Here is a 20302-nt window from a genome sequence, read left to right as displayed (position 1 = left end):
TGTCCCGCGTCAAGAAGTTGGCAGGGTTTCTTCGATTTCGAAGTTGGGGATGGTCGGGCTTGCGAGCCCGAGGTGGACGTCGGCGGGCCGGTTCCAGGCGATCGCCTCGTGCGGGCGGACGTGGTTGTAGTCGGCCCGGTACGCATTCACGTGCTCGACGAGCTGCAGGGCGTCGCCGATCTCTTCACGGAACAGCCACTCGTACTTCATCGACCCGAACCCGCGCTCGCGTGACCCGTTCTGCCCGGGCGTGCGCACCCGGGTGCGCACGTGCTTGAGCTCCGGGTGCGCGGTGATGAATGCCTCGAACGTGAACGACCGGAACGGGCCACCATTGTCAGTGACGATCGTCACGACGGGCTCGATCTCACCCGTGTCCGTGTCCACGGGCGCGTCATCGATCAGCGGGTGACCGAGCAGCTGCTCGGTCTCGTCGAGAGCCTTCTGCACGGCCTCGACGGCGTCGTGCTTGTTCGCCGTCGGAGACACGTGCGCGTCGAACTCGTACTTCGACCAGTAGTCCCGGCACGCCGCGATCCGCCACGTGCCGCCGGTCGTGGTCTCGTACTCGGAGAAGTCGAGCTGCCACACCTGGTTCGGGCCGGTCGGGTCCTTCGCGAACGCGGCCTTGCGCCGCTCGGCGCGCTTGCGCCGCTCCCGCTGGTACTCGGCGGGCAGGATCAGCCCCTCGTCGCGGAGGATCCGCAGCACGGTCGCCTGCGAGACCCGGTGACCATCGTGGCGGGTCATCGCCCAGACCTTCCGGTGCCCCCACGCCGGATGCGCCGACGCGTGCTTGACGACGACGTCGCGGACCGCGACACGCGCCGGCTGCGGCCACGGCCCTTTCGGCGGGCGGTCCAGCTTCGCTTTGGCCTGCCAGCGCCGATACGAGCGTTCGGGCACACCGATCAGCTCCACGAACCTCGCGGTCGGCATGCCCGCATCCCGGCGGATCACCTCGAGGTCCTCGAAGGGCCCAGCCGGCCCTCCGCGCTCTTCTTCCACACCCGGATCTCGACCGCGGCCTCACCGAGCGCCTGGGTCAGATCCGCGACCTCCGCCTCGAGCTGCTGCTCACGGGTCGACAGGCCAGACTTCCCCGCCGCGAGCCCCGTCTTCCCGGCCTCGAGGAAGTCCGCCTTCCACCGACCGATCGACTGCTCGCTCACCTTCTCGCGACGAGCGGCCTCCGCGATCGAGACCTCGCCAGCGAGGATGCTCAAGCGTCTTCTTCTCCACCGGGATCACTGGTGGTCTTCCCATGTCGGACTCTCCGTTCAGGACTCAACTAACAGCCCTGCCACTAAGTCTGACGCGCGACAGACCTGTTCAGCCCCCGGCAACAGCACCACGCGAACCGCAGACCTACCGCCGCCGAGGGTGACGCGCCGAACGCGGCCCGCGACAACGCGGCCCGCGACACGGCGTCACGCGCGTGGCGGAGTCGCGCGGGGAATTTTCCCCATGCCGACATTTGCTTGTGCATCGGCTGAATCGATACCTTGTTGCCAGGGGAGCCAGAAATGGCCGAAAACTGGGGGAAACATGGCACCGCGCCGTCGTCCGCGCACGCGGATTCTTCACACGCTCACCGCAGCGGCCATCACCGCAATCCTTGTCGGCGCGGGCGCGGGAATTGCCCACGCACAGAGCGCGGATCCCGCGCCAACGGCCTCATCGAGCGTCACCGCCGGAGCCGTCCCTATCGCGACCCCCGCGCCCGCAGCACCGTCAGACGCGACTTCCTCCGCGCCCAGCACACCCGCGTCCACGCCGGGTGAGACGACACCCGCAACCCCTCCGCCCCACTCCTGCGACCCCGCCGCCCACCCCCACGCCGACGTCATCCGCGCCCGCGCCTCTCGACCTGCCCTCGACGGGCGGCCCCGCCGCCGCTGACCGCAGCTTCACCGTCGACTCCAGCGCCGAATCCAACCCGCTCACCCCGATCACCGGCGCCCCGGGGGCCATCACCCTCACAGGCCGCGTCGTCGACTCGGTCAGCTCGGCCTCGATCAGCGGCATCGGCATCGCCGTCAGTGAGAACGACGGACCCGCCCGCGGCGCCACGACCGATGCCGACGGCCGATTTACGCTCGTGCTCGACCCGTCGACCTACTACTACATCGTCTTCCAGCAGTCGGTCCAGACCGCGCACATCGAACGCGACGCGAACGCCCAAGGATTCGTCGTCGGCGACGCCTACGACGTCGGCACCGTCACCATGGACCCTGGCGGCGTGATCTCCGGCACCCTCACCCTCCCCTCGCTCCCCGTCGACACCCTCTCCACGTGGGTCAGCGTCTCGCAGGCGAACGGCGGCTACTACGGCGGCTGGACCGGCGAGGCCGTCCCCGGCGGTGCCACCCCGTGGTCGGCCGTCGTTCCGGCGGGCTCCTACCGCGTGTCGTTCTCCAACGGCTTCGTGTTCCCCGAATTGTGGTGGAAGAACGCCACCAACGCCAACGCCGCGACCCTCGTGTCCGTGGCGCTCGGCGCGACGGTGACCGGCATCGACGGCACGCTCACCAGCGGCACGTACACCATCTCAGGCACCGTGCGCACCGTCGCGGGCTCACCCCTCGCGCAGGCGAGCGTTCTCGCCCTCAAACAGTCCGACTCGTCGGTGGTCTCCACGACGACGGATGCCGCGGGCCGCTACGTGTTCCCGAACCTCGCCGCGAGCACCTACAAGATCTGGGTCGTACCGAACCCCGGCGACGGCATCGCCACCTACTACGGCGGGCTCGCAGAAAGCGACGCGACGCCGATCACGCTCACCGCGGCATCCACCGCGGCAACCGCGATCGATGTGAGCATCGCCGCCGGCGGCAGGGTCGCAGGCACCATCCCCACGAGCCACCGCTCCGACGTGCAGGCTGTCGCCGTCGTTCCTACCACCGGCGGTGACCCCATCGGCTTCGGCTCGGTGAAGCCTGACGGAACATTCCTCCTGACCGACATCCCCGCCGGCGCGTACCGTCTGCAGTACTCGACCACGACGTTCTCCGACGCCTGGGGATCGCCCTTCACGGTGACGGACGGCGCCACCACCACACTCGATCTCGCCGCCTTCGACTACACGACGGGCTCCGTCACGGTCACTGTCAACACGGCCTCGAGCAACTGGTACTCGATCGGGTTCCTCGACGCCGTCACGCATCAGCAGATCGGCTACGGCTCGCAGACCGGCCAGAGCACCACAACCTACAGCCTCCCGGTCGGCACGTACATCGTGCGGTGGGGCGACTCGTCCACGCCCACCTACTACGGCGGAACCTCGCCCGAGACGGCGACCCCGATCACCGTGAGCGCCGACACCCCTGCGAGCATCACCCTGCAGGAGGGAAGCGGAACCATCTCCGGCACGATTCGGGACTCCGTCACCGGCCAGCCCGCCGCCGGTGTCGCAGTGGCACTGTACAACGCCAGCCAGCTCAGCTACCCCCTCTCGACCGCGACCACCGCGGCCGACGGCACCTATCGCTTCACCGGCCTCGCCGTGAACAACTACGCCGTCAAAGCCGGGGACACGAGCGGCTTCTACATCCCGCGCTGGCTCGGTGGCAGCGGAAACATGAGCGACACGACACCGATCTCCCTCGACGACGGCGGCAGCTACACCGCAGCCGATTTCTCGCTCACCCTCGGGGGGCGCATCACCGGCACGTTCACCGACGTCCTCAGCGCGTCCAACAGCTATGACTGGGCCTGGCTCACCCTCACCCCGCTCTCGACGACCACCACCGGAACCACGTCGATCAGCGGAACCGTCTCGCAGCTCTTCGGTGATGGCTGGACCATCGGCGGCGTCGCTCCCGGCACGTACTCCGTGAGCTACTCCTCGGGAACGACCAACGTCACCTTCCCCAACGCCGTGACGGTCGCCGCCGGGCAGACGACCGCCGGGGTCGCCCTCGCCCTCCCGCCCGTGCAGATCACCGGCACCATCCGCGCCGCCGCCGACGGAAGCCCCGTCGCCGCGACCGTCACCGCCTACTGGACGGTCACCGACTCCAACGGAAGCTGGACCCAATCCACCTCCGTCACCACCGACGACCAGACCGGTATCTACGCCTTCCGGTCGCTCGCGCCCGGAACCGACTACCGGCTGCGCATCGACACCCGCTCCTACAGCCCGTACATCGGTCAGTGGTGGCTCGGCGGCCACGACCAGGCGAGTGCCACGCCCATCACCGTCACCGCGGGCGCCGCCCCGGTCGTCGCCGATGCCGACCTCGCGAGCGCCATCCCAATCTCCGGCCGCGTCGTCGACGCGGTCACCGGCGACGGCATCCCGAACGTCTACGTCGGCGGCATCTACACCGACGTCTCTGGTCGCTTCACGACCTATGTGGATGCCGCGGGCCCCACGACCCTCACCGCCAACTCCACCAGCGCGAACACCGCGACCACGGTGTCGTTGACCGTGCCCGACGCGGGACTCGCCGACGTGCAGATCACCCTGCAGCGCGGTTACACGATATCGGGAACCGTCACAGCTGCGAACAATGGCGCGCCGCTCAGAAACGTGTGGATCACCGTCGTCCCCGAGAACGGCCCCGAATGGTCGAGCGTCGCGTCGGACTCGACCGGCTCGGACGGCACGTTCACCACCACTGCCCTCACGCCCGGACGGTACAAGATCCGCATCAGCAACCCGTCCGGCCTCTACGTCGCGCAATGGTTCGACGCCGTCGCGACAGCAGCCGGTGCCGCCACGGTCGCGATCGTCGATCGCAACCTCACCGGCATCGACGCGCGCCTCACCCTCGGCGGCGCGGTGAGCGGCCGCATCCTCGATCCGACCGGTCAGCCGCTCGCGGGCGTCACCGTCGGCGTCGCCACCGCGCCCACGCAGGTCGCGCCGCTCACGGCACGATTCTCGTTCGCGCCGACCGACACCCCCACCTCGAACCCGATCCTCGATATCCAGACCACGACGGACAGCAACGGCAACTTCGTGCTCCCGCCGCTGAACCCCGGCGACTACACCCTGTACGCCTACTCGCCGACGCTCGGAACCACCTGGTACGACGGCAAGTCGACCCGCGCCGATGCCGACATCATCCACATCGGCTCCGGTCAGACCGTCGCCCTGCCGAACACCGTGCAGTATCAGCCACTCGCCGACGGGCAGCAGCCGCTGACCCCCGAGCAGACACTGAGCTCCGAGTTCGCGATCGTCACGAACCCGACGGATGCCGCGGCCACCGCCGGCGACGAGGTCACGTTCCACGCGAACACCTCGGGGCTCCCGGTGCCCACCGTGCAATGGCAGCGCCTCGATGCATCCGCCACCGACTGGACCGACATCGAGGGCGCGACATCCACCGATCTCGCGCTGCCCGCCGTCAGCCTGGACGACGACGGCGCCCAGTTCCGTGCCATCTTCACCCAGGGCGATGAGCAGCTCGTCACCTCCACGGCGATGCTCACCGTGCAAGCCGCGGCCACCGCACCCGATGCACCCGACGTGCCCGCGACCGACGCCGTGACCAGCGGTTCGGTGCACCTCACGTGGGCGCCTCCGGCCGACGGCGGATCGCCCCTCACCGGCTATCGCATCAGCCTCTATCCGGCGGACTCCGACACTCCCGCCCGCGTGATCGACGTGGGTGCGGTGACCGATCTGACGATCAGCGGACTGACATCGGGAACCGCGTACGACGTGACCCTCGCAGCCGTGAACGCCGTCGGATCGAGCCCCGCCTCGCCCCGCGCGACCTTCACGACGACCACCATCACCGTGCCGGCGGCCCCCGCCCAGCCGGGCGTCGGCGCCGTTGACGACACCTCCGCCGCACTGACCTGGCCCGCGCCCGCCGACGGCGGCTCGCCTCTCACCGGATACACAGTCACCGCGTACGTCGGGGCATCGGACACCATCGCAACGACCTATCCGGTCGATGCAGCGGCCGACCCCGTCGAGTTCACCGCCACCGGCCTCGCGCCCGACACCGACTACACGTTCGCGGTGACCGCGGCGAACGCCGTCGGAACATCGGATGCCTCGTCCCGCACGGGCATCGTGCACACCGCGCCGACTCCGACGCCCACACCGACGCCGACGCCGACGCCGGCTCCGACCGTGACGGACACGCCCAGCGCGACGCCGACGCCGACGCCCACTGCGACACCGACGCCGACGAACACGCCGAGTCCGACGCCGACGACGGGAACGCCGACCCCGACCCCGACGACGGATACGCCGACGCCTACCCCGAGCCCGACCACGGACACGCCGAGCCCGACCGCCACGCCGAGCCCGACCGCCACGCCGAGCCCGACCGTGACGCCGACCCCGACCGTGACGCCGACCCCGACCGTCACGCCGACTCCGCCGAGCACCCCCACGCCGACCGTCACCCCCACGCTCCCGTCCACCGGCCCGAGCGAGCCGATCACGCCGAGCGAAGGCGACCTGACCGACGCGAACCGAGGATCGCTGACGCTGCCGGCATCCTCCACCACGCCGGGGGAGACCCTGTCGATCGGCGGGCTCACGCCGGGTGAGACCTATGACGTGTGGTTCTTCTCCACGCCCACCTACGCGGGGACGATCACCGTCGGCTCGGGCGGCTACGCGACCGTCGCGGTCCCCTCGACGCTCCCGGCCGGCGCACACCGTGTCGTCTTCACCGATCCCGCCACGGGCGCCGTGGTCGCCTGGGGTCCGGTGCAGGTGACGACGAACGTCCTCGCGCGCACGGGTGCGGTGATACCGACCGGGCTCGCCCTCGCCGGCGCGCTCATCGTCGCCGCAGGCATCGGCCTGCTGGTCTCCGCGGCACGCGCCCGTACCCGCCGGTCGTAGCCGAGACATCCGACTCCGCCGGGCACGCTTCCCCACGTGCCCGGCGGACGGATGCGCCCGCCGTCGAGTGCACCTGGCAGAACGCGCGCGTCAGCGCACCGGCGCCGACGTCGCAGCGCCACCCTCCGGGCTGAACGTGTAGTCGTGCGTCACCGCGAGATACACCAGCGCCGCCACTCCCACCGCGATCACCGCCACCATCACATACGCCCACCACGAATGGCCGGGCCGGCGCGGCGGGCCACCCCGTCTCGAGCCTCGAGTCATACCGACGATCGGGTCGTACGTCACAGCGGATCCTCCAGCCATCCGTCCAGCGGTCGCGGGCGCAACGGATCGCTCGGCCATGAGCGGGCAGCGCGGAACTCGATCGACGCGACCAGGTCGCGACGAGTGGAGACAAGGGCGAGCGTGCAGAACTGCACCCGCTCGTCATGGAAAGAACGGCAGTCCCACTCCCACGTGAGCACGTCCACGTCATCCGACCGCGACCGCGCCAGCATCGACACGACCGCATTCGGCCGGCGCACCTCCGTGTCGAACCAGAGCCGCAGCTGGCGGGCGCCCGCGAACCGGTCGTCGCCATCGACGATCGCGCCGTCACTGACGAAGCACGCGACGAACGCACGCTCGTCACGCGCGTTGATCGCATCCAGCACCGAGGCCACGATGTCGACCACCGAACCCCCTCCCCAGCGGAATCAGTGATGCGTCACGGCCCGGGCCGCGGCATCCGTCGAATTCATCGGATGCCGTGACGAAAAGGACCGCACGTGGGACCTAGTCTGGGAGCGGGGGCGGGCTCACCCGTGCACGGGGAACGGATTTCAACCGAATTCGTCCACATTTGGACCGGTTCGGGTCGTAATGGAGCTGATGGTCGCGTCTCAGCGCGCCAGATTTGTAGTGGCATGGACCTCCCCCTCTCTCTACCGGCGACGCGCCCGCACGTCGACGCGACGGCATGACCGTCGACGCGCGCACCACCTCCGACGATCTCGCGACCCGCCTGCGGCACGATGCGTGGCGCCTGCTGTTCGAAGACCCGGCTCGCCTGCGAACCGACCTCGCGGCACTCATCCGCTCCCAGCCCGACGCGCTCCCGCTCGCCCAGGGCTTCCGCGCCCTCGCCATCGACGTGATCGGCGCCGACCTGCTCTACGACATCCCCGGCGCCCCACTCGCGCGCGCCGGCGACGAACCCAGCCCCGGCATCCGACGGCTTCGAGGCCTCATCGAACACCGGCGAGCAGGGGATGCCGCGGCCGCCCTCCACCACATCGACACCGCCCTGAGCGACCCCGAGCCCCCGCTGCCGCTGTCCCGCGCGATCGTCGAAGAGCAACGTGCGCTCGTCCACCTCGCCTCCGGCGAGACCACCGCCGCGCTCAGCGCCCTCGCCGCCGCCGGAGCCCACGCGGCCGCCGCGCCCACCCTCGCGCAGCGCATCCAGTTCGAATCGGCCGTGGCGCACGCGCTCCGCGGCAACCTGCGCGACGCCCGCCACTACCTCGCCGTCGGAGAAGCCATCCCCGTCGCCGCGCCAGCCGGCGCCGTCACCGGCGAGTGGCGTGACGTCGCCCGCGGACTCATCGCCGTCGAATCCGTCTCGCACCCGCAGCTCACCGCCGGCCTCCACCTGCCACCGATCGAGAGCGCCACCGACCTGTGGCCGCTTGTCGCCCTCGTGCGCGGACGAGAAGCCCTCGTCGCCCGCGCACCGCTCCGGGCGCTCGAGACCGCAGAGTTCGCGCTCGACTGCCACGACGCCACCACCCCCTTCGCCGCGTCCGCGATGACCTGGCTCATGGTGTCCGCCCTCGTCGACCTCGACGACGCACCCCGCGCCCACGCGGTCGTCGCCACGGCTCCCCCCACCACCCTCGTCGACCTCGCCCGTGCGCGCCTCGCCCTGCACGAGAACGCCCGCGCCGATGCGCTGCGCATCACCGGCGCCGTGCTCGCCCGACCCGGCACCGCCATGGCAGAACGAGGCGAAGCGCTCCTCCTGCGGCTCTGGGCGGTCGCCCTCGGCGACGAGCTCGATCCCCGCGAGTGCACGATCGCCGCCCGCCTCGCCACCTTCAGCTCGCTCCGCCGACTCTTCGCCCTCGTGCCCACCTGGCTCATCGCGCAGATCGCGGCCGCCCTCGACGAGCCCTCCCGTGAGCGGATGTCCCGCGCCACCGTCGACCTCGCACCGTACCGCCCGATGACCGCCACACCACCGGTCCTCACCACCCGCGAATCGGCGGTGCTGCAGGCGCTGTTCACCTTCGACTCGATCTCGCAGATCGCCGCGGCGATGTTCGTCACCCCCAGCACCGTCAAGTCGCAGCTGTCCTCCGTCTACCGCAAACTCGGCGCGCGCGGTCGCGCCGAGGCCATGGCCATCGCCACGCGACTCGACCTCATCGACCTCTGAGCGGTGGGCCGAGGCATCCTCGCGTCATCGTTCGCCCCGCGTAACAGCCCGTTCACATGGCCCCCCTAGGTTCGCGCTCATGGGGATCAAGACCGTCATTCCGGCTGCCGGCCTCGGCACGCGTTTCCTTCCGGCCACCAAGGCCATGCCGAAGGAGATGCTGCCCGTCGTCGACAAGCCGGCCATCCAGTACGTCGTCGAAGAAGCCGTCTCGGCGGGAAGTGACGACGTGCTCGTCGTCGTCGGCCGCAACAAGAACGCGCTCGCGAACCACTTCGACCGGGTCACCGAACTCGAGCACACCCTCGAGCGCAAGGGCGACGCCGCGAAGCTCGCGAAGGTCATGGAGGCCAGCCGTCTCGCGGACATCCACTTCGTTCGGCAGGGCGACCCGCTCGGCCTCGGGCACGCCGTGCTGCGCGCCCGCCGACACGTCGGACAGGAGACCTTCGCCGTGCTCCTCGGCGACGACCTCATCGACGCCAGGGACCCGCTGCTGACCCGCATGATCGAGGCATCCGCCCAGAAGTCCGCCACCGTCATCGCCCTGATGGAAGTCGACCCGGCGCAGATCCACCTCTACGGATGCGCCGCCGTCGAGGCCACCGACGACGCCGACCTCGTCAAGGTCGTCGACCTCGTCGAGAAGCCCGCCGCCGCCGACGCGCCCAGCAACCTCGCCATCATCGGCCGCTACGTGCTCAAGCCCGAGATCTTCGAGGTGCTCGAGGAGACCGCGCCCGGCAAGGGCGGCGAGATCCAGCTCACCGACGCCCTCAAGGCCCTCGCCGCCGACGAGAGCATCGCGGGACCCGTCTACGGCGTCATCTTCCGCGGTCGCCGCTACGACACGGGGGACCGCCTCGACTACCTCAAGTCCAACCTGCTGCTCGCCCTCGACCGCGACGACCTCGGCCCCGACCTCGCCGCCTGGCTCAAGGAGCTCGCCACCGGCCTCTGATCGGGCATTCCATTCATCGGAAACAATTCCGAAACCGGACAGTGTCGTCCGAGAAATCTCGAACCTGAAAGATCCCCATGGGGAACCTCAGCACCAACTGAGCGCGCCGATCTTGGGGGTGAGCGCGTCGTACTCGCACATCACTCCACTGAAGGGTTCGCTCACCCATGCCTGCATCCACAGCAGCCGTGCGTTCTCGGCGCCTCGCGCGCACGACCGCACTCCTGATGTCGTTCGCCGCCGTCCTCGGCGTCGCGTTCGGCATCGCCCCGGCAGCCAACGCCGCATCCGTGCCGACCGTCGGCGTCATCACCCTCACGGCCCCCGCAACGGTCGATGAGGGAGACACCGTCACTGTCAGCGTCGCGGTCGACGCATCGACCGACCTGTTCGCCTACGACCTCGGCATCACCTACGACCCGACGCTGCTGAGCTACGACGGGTCGTCGGCCGTCTTCCCGGCCGGCGGCTACGGCACCTCCGCGCCATCCGGTGGCGTCGTGACCTTCACCTCGACGCGACTCGGCACGTCCCCCGCCCTCTCCGGCGCACAGACGCTCGTGACCTTCACCTTCACGGCCCGCGCCGGCGGCGCAGCGACGATCGCCCTGACCTCGCTCACCCTCGTCGGCACCGCGGCAGTGACCGACTCGCCCTCGCTGACCGCCGTCACCCCGGTCGTCACCGCGATCACGCCGGCACCCACTCCGACGCCCACGCCGTCGGAGACCGCCACGGCCACCCCGACCCCGACCCCGTCGGTCACCGGGTCGGCCGCATCGACCGACGACGACCTCGCCAACACCGGCGGCACGACCGGTGCCTGGATCGTTCTCGGCGCGGGCGGCCTCGCCCTCGTCGCCCTCGGCGTCGTCCTCGCCGCCCGCCGCAAGGCGGTGCAGCGATGAGCGTGAGCACCCCCTCGACCCACATCCCCCTCGATCAAAGGAGTTCCCGCGTGCGTCACACGTCCCGCGCGTCGCTCGTCGGGGTCGCCCTCGTCGGCGTCGCGGCGACCTTCCTCGTCGCTCCGGCCGCGACGGCCGCCCCCGCTCCGACGACCAGCGATGGTCACCTGCTCCTCGCGCCCTTCTACTCCGAGCTCGACCTGACCGGCGACGAGCAGGTCACGACGGCCGACCTCGATGTCGCCGCCGGGTGGCTCGGCCGCACCTCGACCGACGCCGGCTGGGCCGAGGCATCCGTCATCGACCTCGACCACGACGACAAGATCACCGTCGCCGACCTCGCGGGCCTCTCGCAGCGCATGATCTACGACGACGGGCCCTTCACACTGGTCGAGGCGACCACCGTCGACATGCAGGCTGCGATGAACGCCGGCGTGCTCACCTCGGTGAAGCTCACGCAGGACTACCTCGACCGCATCGCGGCGTACGACCGCGTCAAGGTCGACCCTGCGGGCAACGGGCGCCCGCTCAACTCCATCATCACCACCAGCACCGTCGCGCTCGACGCCGCCCGTGCGGCCGACGCCGAACGCGCCGCGCACGGCATGACGAGCATGCTCCTGGGTATCCCGATCGTGCTGAAGGACAACTACGACACGACCGACATGGTCACGACCGGTGGCTGTGGCTGCTGGAACAACAATCAGACGACGACGGATGCCGCCATGGTCACCGGCCTGCGCAGCGCCGGCGCCGTCATCCTCGCCAAGGCCAGCCTCGACGAGTTCGCCTACGGGTTCGTGTCGGAGTTCTCCTCCTTCCAGAACCCCGGTTCGTCGCTCCTCGTCGCCAGCCCCTACTCGACCTCCCGCACCGCCGGCGGCTCGAGCGGCGGCACCGGTGCGGCGATCTCGGCGAACCTCGCGGCGATCGGCTTCGGCACCGACACCGGCGGATCGATCCGCGTGCCCTCGACCTACAACCAGCTCGTCGGGGTGCGCCCGACGGTGGGTCTCACGAGCCGCGACGGCATCATCCCGCTCGCGCTCTCGCAGGACACCGGCGGCCCGCTGGCCCGCACCGTCACCGATGCCGCGATCGCCCTCGACGCCGTCACCGGCGTCGACCCGGCAGACCCCGCGACCTCGGCCCAGGTGGGTCTCGTGCCCGACTCCTACACGTCGTACCTCGACGCAGACTCCCTCGAGGGTGTGCGCATCGGCTACGTCGCGAGCATGGTCGGCTCCAATGCGACCACCGTGCGCCTCTGGAACAACGCCCTCGACGTGCTGCGCAGCAAGGGTGCGACGATCGTCCCGATCGCGTCCACGTCGCAGTTCAGTGCCGTGCTCAACGAGAGCAGCGGGTCGACGAACGAGTTCACCCACGACCTCAACACCTACATCGCGACGCATCTCGCACCCGGCGTCGCGGCACGCACGCTCAACGACATCATCACGGGCGGCAATTACGTCACGTCGCGCCGGTCGACGTACGTGCAGCGCGCCGCGATCAGTGAGCAGACCTATCAGGACTGGGCGGGCCCGACCGGCACGCACACGGTCGCGCTCGCGACGGGCAAGACCTACGTCACGCAGCTCATGGCCGACAACAACCTGTCGGCGATGATCTACCCGTCGGGCAACCCCTACGGCACGCAGGGTACCAACATGCGCCTGAGCCCCAACACGGGACTGCCGGCGGTCACGGTGCCGATGGGTCAGGCGTCGAGCACGGAGTCGATCCCCGGCGCCGGCGTCAACCTCGAGTTCGTCGGCCCGGCATTCACCGAGGGTCCTCTGCTCGGACTCGCCTATGCGTTCGAGCAGGCCACCCACGCCCGCACCACCCCGGCCCTCTACGGCGCGCTCACCACGACGCCCGCACCGTAAGTCCGACCTGAACGCCTCGAGGCGGGTCCCGAGTGGGCCCGCCTCGAGGCGTTCGCCCTGTGGCTGCGCGTCCACAGCAATCGCACCGCCGCCGCCCAGAAGCCACCGAGGAACGGAACGATCCGGTCGAATCCGAACGAAACCGGACGACGGAACGCGGTGCCCGCGGGCTGAGATGGCAGAGGTTTCACTGCGTGGGTCGCCCCGCAACCTTGCCGCTGACGTCACGCGGGGAGATGTGCGACCGTTCCGCCTCGCGCGGATCCCTCCGCGAGGCGATCTTGGGGGCCGGAGGGGTCCGCGCGAGCCCTCTGCCCGATCACACCGCGCTGCGCGCGAGTCCGATCCGCACACCGAAGTCGGATGCATCGAATCCGCCGTTCGACTCGACGTAGGCGATGAACGAGGCGACGATCACGAGCGCCAGCGTGACGGGCGGGACCCACAGCCGCACCGTCCGGAACCGTCGCACGAAGGTCTGCACCGACGCGCCGACAGCGAGCAGAAGCACGACGGCGATCGTGTACGAGCTCGCCGCCCGCTCGACCGCGGCTCCGTCGCACCCCGCGCAGTGATGCACGTAGACGACGCCGGCGAACAGCCGCCACGCGGTCTCCGCCGCGAGCGCGACAGCGGCGACCCATACGGCCACCGCGATGAGGCGACCCGATTGCCAGTGCTCCGCCGTACCCCCCCCCGCCATGGCGCCACCCTCACCCGGCCGCGAGGCGACGGTCAACCCGAGGCGAGGTCTCGTCACACAGATTTCACGCGAGCGGCCGTGGCATCCGTTCAGGCCGGGTGCCCTAGACTCGATCACGACAGGGGGAGTACTCCCACGCGACGGACCCGTCAATACGGATGCGCAGACGCATCCCGGCCCGTCGGCCCCGCACCCGGGGTGGAGGAGACCTTGGCGACATCCGTGTTCCGCCCTACCCTCTGGAGTTCCCTGTGAACGTCACCCCCCTCGTCTGGATCATCACGATCGCGGTCACCATCGCGTTCTTCGTGTACGAGTTCTTCGCCCACGTGCGAAAGCCCCACGAGCCGACCATCGGCGAATCCGCCCGCTGGTCGGCCTTCTACATCGGGCTCGCACTCCTGTTCGGCGTCGGCATCGGCGTGGTCTCCGGCTGGACATACGGCGGGGAGTACTTCGCCGGCTACCTCACCGAGAAGGCGCTGTCGATCGACAACCTCTTCGTCTTCCTCCTGGTGATGACGGGCTTCGCCGTGCCGAAGGCGTACCAGCAGAAGGTGCTGATGATCGGCATCGTCATCGCCCTCGTGCTGCGCGGCGGCTTCATCGCGATCGGCGCAACGCTCATCGAGAACCTCTCGTGGGTGTTCTACATCTTCGGTGCGCTGCTGCTGTTCCTCGCCTGGAAGCAGGCGTTCGGCAACCACGAGTCCGACCCCGCCAACGGGGCGTTCATGCGCTTCGTGCGCCGCCACCTTCCCGTCACCGACGACTACCACGGCGACCGGCTCACGGTGCGCCTCGACGGCAAGCGCTTCGTCACCCCGATGCTTCTCACGATCATCGCGATCGGCTTCATCGACCTGATCTTCGCGGTCGACTCGATCCCGGCGATCTACGGGCTGACCAACGAGGCGTACATCGTGTTCACCGCCAACGCGTTCGCGCTCATGGGCCTGCGGCAGCTGTTCTTCCTCATCGGCGGACTGCTCGAGCGCCTCGTCTACCTCGCGCAGGGGCTCGCCGTCATCCTTGCCTTCATCGGCGTGAAGCTCGTCTTCCACGCGCTCCACGTCAACGAGCTGCCCTTCATCAACGGCGGCCACCATGTGGAGTGGATCCCCGAGATCCCCATCTGGTTCTCGCTGCTGTTCATCGCCGCCACGATCGCCGTCGCGACGGTCGCGAGCCTGGTGAAGACCCGGGGCGACCGGGCGGTGACGACGGGGCACTAGCCTCACGGCCCGGCCCCGGTGTGCGAGGGGTACGGTGTACGCGGATGTCCCGCACTCACCCGAACCCCGCAGGCGACGCCGCCCTCGGCCGCATCGCCGTCGTCGGCGACGGCAGAATGGGCCGGGCGCTCATCGCCGCTCTCGCGGAGATCGGGGTCACCGCGGCCGGCCCCGAACCCCGTGGTGCCACCGGGTCGGGCGCCGACATCGTGCTCCTCGCGGTGCCCGACCACGCGATCGCGGAGGCCGCTGCCGCCATCGCTCCCGGCCCGCTCGTCGGGCACCTCTCCGGTGCGCTGGGGCTGGCTCCGCTGACCCCGCACGAGTCGTTCAGCATCCACCCCCTCATGACCGTCACCTCCGCCGGTGCCCGCTTCACCGGCGTCACCGCGGCGCTCGCCGGAAGCAGTCCGCGCGCCCTCGCCACAGCCGAACGGCTCGCCGCGAAGCTCGGGATGTCGCCGGTCGCCGTCGCCCCCGACGACCGGGCGGCGTACCATGCGGCCGCGTCGATCGCGGCGAACTTCCTCGTGACGGTCGAGGCGTTCGCCGAGCAGCTCGCGTCGACCGCGGGCATCGACCGCGCCGCCCTCGTCCCCCTCGTGCGCGCCGCCGTCGACAACTGGTCGGCGCTGGGGGCGCCGGCCGCCCTCACCGGTCCCGTCGCCCGGGGCGATGACGACACCGTCGCCCGCCAGCGTGCCGCTATCGCCGAGCGCGCCCCCGAGCAGCTCGCGCTGTTCGATGCGCTCGTCGATGCCACGCGCGCGCTCGCCGAGCGCTCGCGCACCTCGGCGGCCCCGGCATGATCGTCGCGACGACGCTCGCCGAGCTGCGGTCCGCCCTCGCCCCGCGCCGCGACGCCCCGATCGCCGTCGTGCCGACCATGGGCGCCCTGCACGAGGGTCACCTGTCGCTGGTCACGGCAGCCCGCGCGCGTGCGGCCACCGTCGTGCTCACGATCTTCGTGAACCCGACCCAGTTCACCGAGCAGGCCGACCTCGACGCGTACCCCCGCGCTCTCGACGACGACCTCGCGAAGGCGGGCGCCGCGGGCGTCGACGTGGTCTTCGCGCCGACCGCCGCCGAGATGTACCCGACCGGCTTCGCGACCACGGTGTCGATCGCCGGACCCCTCACCGAGACCTTCGAGGGCGCCGTGCGCGGCCGCGCCCACTTCGACGGCGTCGCCACGATCGTGAGCAAGCTGCTGCTCGCCGCGCTCGCCGACACCGCGTACTTCGGGCAGAAGGACGCCCAGCAGGTCGCCGTCGTCCGACGGCTCGTGCGCGACCTCGGCATCCCCACCGAGATCGTCGTCGTGCCCACGTCGCGCGACGACGACGGCCTCGCGCGATCGAGCCGCAACGTGCGGCTGACTCCCGCCGACCGGGTCCGTGCCCTCGCCCTGCCCCGCGCGCTGGCCGCCGCCGCCCGAGCCGCCGCCGACGGTGAGCAGGATGCCGCGGCTCTCCGCGCGATCGCGGCGCACGAGCTCGACGCCGCCGGTCTCACCCCCGACTATCTCGCCGTCGTCGACAGCGATGGCTTCGCCGAGCTCGACCGTCTCGACCGCGACGCGGTGCTCGTCGTCGCAGCCCGCGTGGGAGCCGTGCGACTGCTCGACAACGTCGTGCTCGCGCCCGTGACGGCGAGCAGCGACATCCTCGACGACCGTCCCGTCGCCGCACCCACCGGGAGCCCTCGATGACCGAACGCCCGCCCGTCACCCTCGCCCGCATCGCCGAGATGCACGCCGCCGGCGAGCAGATCGTCATGGTGACCGCCTACGACCATCCGTCGGCCCGGGCCGCTGAGCGCGCCGGGGTGGACATGATCCTCGTCGGCGACTCGGCCGCCCAGGTCGTGCTCGGGTACGACGGCACCGCGCCCGTGTCGCTCGACGAGATGCTGATGCTCGCGCGCGCCGTGCGCCGTGCCGTGCGCACGGCCTTCGTCGTCGTCGACCTGCCGTTCGGGGCGACCGAGATCAGCGACGAGCAGGCCGTGGCCTCCTCGCTCCGGCTCGTGAAGGAGGCGGGCGCCGACGCCGTCAAGCTCGAGGGCGGGCAGCCGGCGCGGCTGTCGCGCATCCGCGCGATCGTCGCGGCGGGTATCCCGGTCGTCGGGCACATCGGTCTCACGCCGCAGACCGCGACCGCGCTCGGAGGGCTGCGCGCCCAGGGCCGCACGGTCGACACCGCCCTCCGCGTCGCTCAGGAGGCGCTGGACGTCGAGGCGGCCGGGGCGATCGCTCTCGTCGTCGAGGCCGTGCCCGCGGCGGTCGTCGCCGAGATCCGCGGAGCCCTCGGCATCCCCCTCATCGGCATCGGCGCGGGTGCCGCCGACGGCCAGGTGCTCGTGCACCACGACCTTCTCGGCATCACCGCCGGGCGCACCGCACGGTTCGTCAAGCAGTATGCGGCGCTCGGTGACGCGATGGCCGAGGGCATCGCCACGTACGCGGCCGAGGTGCGCACGGGGGAGTTCCCGAGCGCCGAGCACACCTACCCGGTGGCCGACGACGTGCTCGACCAGGTGCGCGCGCACCTCGCGGCGCGCGCGCACTGACGCTCCGCGCGGCCGGCGGGCCCGGCGGGTTCGCGCGTCACCGCACGTAGCTGCCGTAGTAGGCGAACGCCGCCCACACCAGCACCGCGACGCCCACGGCCAGCAGCGCCACACCGACATACATCAGCACGATCGCCGGCCGCACCGGCGGCCGCTTCCGACCTTCGTCAGGGATCCCCATACCGCGGATATTACTGACGCGGTGTGTCCAGAATGTGTCCGATGCCGGATGACGACGCTCAGCGCACGACGGCGGTGACCGTCGGCAGGGCGCCGACCACGTGCTCGCTCACCGAACCGAGCACGAAACGGGCGAACGCGCCCCGCCCGTGAGAGCCCACGACGAGCAGCGCCGCACCGGCGCCGGCCTCTTCGAGCGCGGTCGCCGGGTCGCCCTCGAGGGCGTCGCCGGTCACGGCGAGGTCGGGGTGGGCGGCCGCGACCCGCTGCACCACCGCGTCGACGTTCGCGGTCGCGATCGCCGCGAGATCGGTGAGGTAGAGGTCGGGGTACAGCCCGAAATCGCCGGGCACGGCGACCGGTGTCCACGCCGACACGACGCGCAGCGGTTCGCCGAGCCGCGCGGCCTCGGCGGCGGCGAACGTGATCGCGGCGTCCGAGACATCCGAGCCGTCGACACCGACGACGACACCCGATCCGGAGGCGTCGGCGGCGGGAACGACCACGACGGGGGAGTGCGCGGCGGCGGCGATGCGCGCCCCGTGCAGTCCGCGCCGACCGGATCCCCGCGACTCGCCGCCGATCACGACCAGCTCGGCATGAGCGGATGCCTCCACCAGCGCGGCGACCGGATTGCCATGGTCGACGCGCGTCGACACGGCGACCCCGCGGTCGCCGAGACGTGCCGCCTCGGCGGCGACGGCGTCGGTCGCGTGGGCGAGGGCGGCGTCCAGCACCTGCTCCTCGCCGACCGCGCCCACGGCGCCGCCGACGATCGCGAGCAGCTCGACCGCTGCGCCCGTCGCCGCCGCTCGGGCCACCGCCCAGTCGCCGGCATGTCCCGACACCGTCGCATCGACGAATCCCACCACGATCGCACCAGTCATGGCCGCCCCTTCGCTCGTGCCCTCAGCGTATCCCCGGCACCGGCGGCAGGCGAGGTCGATGACCGGGTAAACCCCGGCGCGAGCGGCCCCCGTGTGTCGGGCGATCGCAGCGTCCCCGGGCGCCCGCCGGGGATCACTCGATAGAGTCGCCAGGTGAGCACTCCGCCGCACGACGGCTCCGACGCGCCAGATCCGGTCGACGCGCCCGACGCCGCGCACCCGACACCGATCGTTCGCGCGCCGAAGCCCCCGCGTCATCCCGCGTCCCACCCGGCACGACGTCTGCAGGAAGCCGCGGGGTCGGCGCCGGCCGCGGAGAGCGCCCCCGCGGATGCCCCCTCCGCCTCCGCCGACGCCGCGACCAACGAGGACGCTCGGCGCATCGTCGCGAACCGCGACGCCTATGTGCTGCGCGTCGACACCGCTGCCGTGCCGGTCACCGGCCCGGCCGTCGACGACAGCGCATCGATCCGTTCCGGCGACGCCGTGGAATCGGCGCCGGAGCACGCCCTCGTGTCCGACGCCGCTGCGCCGGACGCACCTGCCCCGAACGCACCTGCCCCGAACGCTGCTGCGCCGGACGCTGCGTCGGTGAACGCCTCTGCATCGCATGCCCCCGCCGCCGCTCCGCGCGGTCGCCGTGCCCCGCGCCGGACGCGCGCGCCCCGTGCTCTCCGCACGCGACGTCAGAAGTGGATCCGCGGCCTGATCATCGCCGCCATCGCGCTCGTCGTGGTCGTCGTGCTCTCGGGCCTCGCGATCGCCGGCATCGCCGTCAACACCCTGGTGAACACCGTGTCTGCACAGCCGCCCCGCGTGGGCACCACGATCGTCGCTCCCGACGAGTCCAAGGCGGCCAAGGCCGCCGCCGCCGAGACGCCCGGCTCGGCCGAACAGGCGGCAGCCGCCTACCTCGCCGCCCAGCCCACCGCCTACTGGCTCACCCCCGAACAGGATCCGATCGGCGAGGTCTACGACCGTGTCGCCCACCTCGCCACCGAGGCCCGCGCACAGAAGGCGTCCCTCGCCGTCGTCGTCTACGGGCTCCCGGGCCGTGACTGCGGAAACCACTCCGCCGGCGGTCTCGACGAAGCCGACTACGTCACCTGGACGACCCAGATCGGTCAGGCGCTCGCCGCGGCATCCGACCTGCGAAAGATCGTCATCCTCGAACCCGACAGCCTCGCGCTCGCGCCGCAATGCGGCAACCTCAGCGACCGCGACACCCAACTGCGCGGGGCGGTCGACGTGATCGCGGGCACCAACACCTGGATCTACCTCGACGGCGGACATTCGTCGTGGCTTCCGGCGGCGCAGATGGCCGACCTGATCAAGAGCGTCGGCGTGCTCGACAAGGTGCGCGGGTTCGCGACGAACGTGTCGAACTTCAACACCACCCAGAACGAGTTCAGCTACGCCCATGCCGTCGCCGCCGCCCTCGGGACCGGTCACGCGATCGTCGACACCTCGCGCAACGGCGCCGGACCCACGAGCGACAACCAGTGGTGCAACCCGGCAGGTCGCCTCGTCGGCGACAAGGGCGGCACGTACGGCGACGACGTCGTCGACACCAACCTGTGGATCAAGCCGCCCGGCGAGAGCGACGGCACGTGCAACGGCGGACCCGACGCGGGTGTCTGGTGGCCTGCGGGCGCGGTCGCGCTCACACAGGGCCTGGTGAAATGACGCACGCCGTGTTGCCGGACCCACGCTCCGGCTT

General features: G+C 71.0%; 16 protein-coding genes. 10 read left to right on the top strand and 6 right to left on the bottom strand.

Going from position 1 to position 20302, the window contains the following annotated elements; translation table 11 throughout:
* Positions 1-9 precede the first annotated feature (9 nt).
* Both ABT08_RS01885 and ABT08_RS01880 read right to left on the bottom strand, forming a co-directional pair.
* Entirely contained in the window at positions 10-750 is a 741-nt protein-coding gene (locus tag ABT08_RS01885; protein ID WP_502668161.1) for a transposase, read from the bottom strand.
* Positions 751-956: 206 nt separating this feature from the next.
* Entirely contained in the window at positions 957-1226 is a 270-nt protein-coding gene (locus ABT08_RS01880) for a helix-turn-helix domain-containing protein (protein WP_288113826.1), read from the bottom strand.
* Positions 1227-1780: 554 nt separating this feature from the next.
* On the opposite strand from ABT08_RS01880, the gene ABT08_RS01875 reads away from it, so the two are divergent.
* Positions 1781-6820 carry a carboxypeptidase regulatory-like domain-containing protein gene (locus ABT08_RS01875; protein ID WP_288113824.1) on the top strand — a complete coding sequence of 1680 codons (5040 nt, stop codon included), beginning with the start codon at positions 1781-1783 and terminating at the stop codon, positions 6818-6820.
* 287 nt (positions 6821-7107) lie between these two features.
* Here ABT08_RS01875 and ABT08_RS01870 read toward each other — a convergent pair whose 3' ends face one another.
* Positions 7108-7500 (bottom strand): hypothetical protein, encoded by a 393-nt coding sequence (locus tag ABT08_RS01870; protein ID WP_045245946.1) that lies wholly within the window; start codon positions 7498-7500, stop codon positions 7108-7110.
* A gap of 284 nt (positions 7501-7784) precedes the next feature.
* Between ABT08_RS01870 and ABT08_RS01865 the strand changes: the two genes are divergently transcribed.
* The 4 genes from ABT08_RS01865 to ABT08_RS01850 all read left to right on the top strand — a co-directional run bounded on the left by ABT08_RS01865 (position 7785) and on the right by ABT08_RS01850 (position 13006).
* On the top strand, positions 7785-9245 hold the full coding sequence (locus ABT08_RS01865) for a LuxR C-terminal-related transcriptional regulator (RefSeq protein WP_288113820.1): 1461 nt from the start codon (positions 7785-7787) through the stop codon (positions 9243-9245).
* 79 nt (positions 9246-9324) lie between these two features.
* Positions 9325-10206, top strand: coding sequence for a UTP--glucose-1-phosphate uridylyltransferase GalU (gene galU, locus ABT08_RS01860; RefSeq protein WP_045245949.1), 882 nt, complete (start codon positions 9325-9327; stop codon positions 10204-10206).
* 167 nt (positions 10207-10373) lie between these two features.
* A complete protein-coding gene (locus ABT08_RS01855) occupies positions 10374-11114 on the top strand; it encodes a cohesin domain-containing protein (protein WP_082486252.1) in 741 nt (246 codons plus the stop codon).
* A 50-nt stretch (positions 11115-11164) separates the two neighbouring features.
* A complete protein-coding gene (locus ABT08_RS01850; RefSeq protein ID WP_056206089.1) occupies positions 11165-13006 on the top strand; it encodes an amidase family protein in 1842 nt (613 codons plus the stop codon).
* A 319-nt stretch (positions 13007-13325) separates the two neighbouring features.
* Here ABT08_RS01850 and ABT08_RS01845 read toward each other — a convergent pair whose 3' ends face one another.
* The gene (locus tag ABT08_RS01845; protein WP_288113814.1) at positions 13326-13709 is read right to left on the bottom strand and encodes a hypothetical protein; all 384 of its coding nucleotides are present in this window, start codon (positions 13707-13709) and stop codon (positions 13326-13328) included.
* A gap of 251 nt (positions 13710-13960) precedes the next feature.
* Here ABT08_RS01845 and ABT08_RS01840 point away from each other — a divergent pair, with 251 nt between their 5' ends.
* The 4 genes from ABT08_RS01840 to panB are packed head-to-tail and all read left to right on the top strand — an operon-like array spanning position 13961 to position 17515.
* Positions 13961-14944 (top strand): TerC family protein, encoded by a 984-nt coding sequence (locus ABT08_RS01840; protein ID WP_288113813.1) that lies wholly within the window; start codon positions 13961-13963, stop codon positions 14942-14944.
* A gap of 44 nt (positions 14945-14988) precedes the next feature.
* A complete protein-coding gene (locus tag ABT08_RS01835; protein ID WP_288113811.1) occupies positions 14989-15753 on the top strand; it encodes a DUF2520 domain-containing protein in 765 nt (254 codons plus the stop codon).
* Positions 15750-16655 carry a pantoate--beta-alanine ligase gene (panC, locus tag ABT08_RS01830; protein ID WP_288113809.1) on the top strand — a complete coding sequence of 302 codons (906 nt, stop codon included), beginning with the start codon at positions 15750-15752 and terminating at the stop codon, positions 16653-16655. The genes ABT08_RS01835 and panC overlap by 4 nt, the downstream gene beginning before the upstream one ends.
* Entirely contained in the window at positions 16652-17515 is an 864-nt protein-coding gene (panB, locus tag ABT08_RS01825) for a 3-methyl-2-oxobutanoate hydroxymethyltransferase (protein WP_288113808.1), read from the top strand. Before panC ends, panB begins: the two co-directional genes overlap by 4 nt.
* Before the next feature lie 37 nt (positions 17516-17552).
* Here the strand turns inward: panB and ABT08_RS01820 are convergent, their stop codons facing one another.
* Both ABT08_RS01820 and ABT08_RS01815 read right to left on the bottom strand, forming a co-directional pair.
* Positions 17553-17696 (bottom strand): hypothetical protein, encoded by a 144-nt coding sequence (locus ABT08_RS01820; RefSeq protein WP_288113806.1) that lies wholly within the window; start codon positions 17694-17696, stop codon positions 17553-17555.
* Positions 17697-17754: 58 nt separating this feature from the next.
* The gene (locus ABT08_RS01815; RefSeq protein ID WP_288113804.1) at positions 17755-18582 is read right to left on the bottom strand and encodes a universal stress protein; all 828 of its coding nucleotides are present in this window, start codon (positions 18580-18582) and stop codon (positions 17755-17757) included.
* Between the two features lie 153 nt (positions 18583-18735).
* Between ABT08_RS01815 and ABT08_RS01810 the strand changes: the two genes are divergently transcribed.
* Positions 18736-20268, top strand: coding sequence for a glycoside hydrolase family 6 protein (locus ABT08_RS01810; RefSeq protein ID WP_288113802.1), 1533 nt, complete (start codon positions 18736-18738; stop codon positions 20266-20268).
* The last annotated feature ends 34 nt before the right edge of the window (positions 20269-20302 follow it).

This window comes from Microbacterium sp. SCN 71-21, from assembly GCF_001725695.1.
Taxonomy (GTDB): domain Bacteria; phylum Actinomycetota; class Actinomycetes; order Actinomycetales; family Microbacteriaceae; genus Microbacterium; species Microbacterium ginsengisoli.
Note: the sequence above shows the minus strand (reverse complement) of the source record. Positions and strands in the feature narration are given on the sequence as shown.

Excerpts from the sequence above, each read along its gene's own strand:
- ABT08_RS01885 (WP_502668161.1), bottom strand. The coding sequence starts at position 750 with ATGACCCGCCACGATGGTCACCGGGTCTCGCAGGCGACCGTGCTGCGG.
- ABT08_RS01865 (WP_288113820.1), top strand. The coding sequence starts at position 7,785 with ATGACCGTCGACGCGCGCACCACCTCCGACGATCTCGCGACCCGCCTG.
- galU (WP_045245949.1), top strand. The coding sequence starts at position 9,325 with ATGGGGATCAAGACCGTCATTCCGGCTGCCGGCCTCGGCACGCGTTTC.
- ABT08_RS01855 (WP_082486252.1), top strand. The coding sequence starts at position 10,374 with ATGCCTGCATCCACAGCAGCCGTGCGTTCTCGGCGCCTCGCGCGCACG.
- ABT08_RS01845 (WP_288113814.1), bottom strand. The coding sequence starts at position 13,709 with ATGGCGGGGGGGGGTACGGCGGAGCACTGGCAATCGGGTCGCCTCATC.
- ABT08_RS01835 (WP_288113811.1), top strand. The coding sequence starts at position 14,989 with ATGTCCCGCACTCACCCGAACCCCGCAGGCGACGCCGCCCTCGGCCGC.
- panC (WP_288113809.1), top strand. The coding sequence starts at position 15,750 with ATGATCGTCGCGACGACGCTCGCCGAGCTGCGGTCCGCCCTCGCCCCG.
- panB (WP_288113808.1), top strand. The coding sequence starts at position 16,652 with ATGACCGAACGCCCGCCCGTCACCCTCGCCCGCATCGCCGAGATGCAC.
- ABT08_RS01820 (WP_288113806.1), bottom strand. The coding sequence starts at position 17,696 with ATGGGGATCCCTGACGAAGGTCGGAAGCGGCCGCCGGTGCGGCCGGCG.
- ABT08_RS01815 (WP_288113804.1), bottom strand. The coding sequence starts at position 18,582 with ATGACTGGTGCGATCGTGGTGGGATTCGTCGATGCGACGGTGTCGGGA.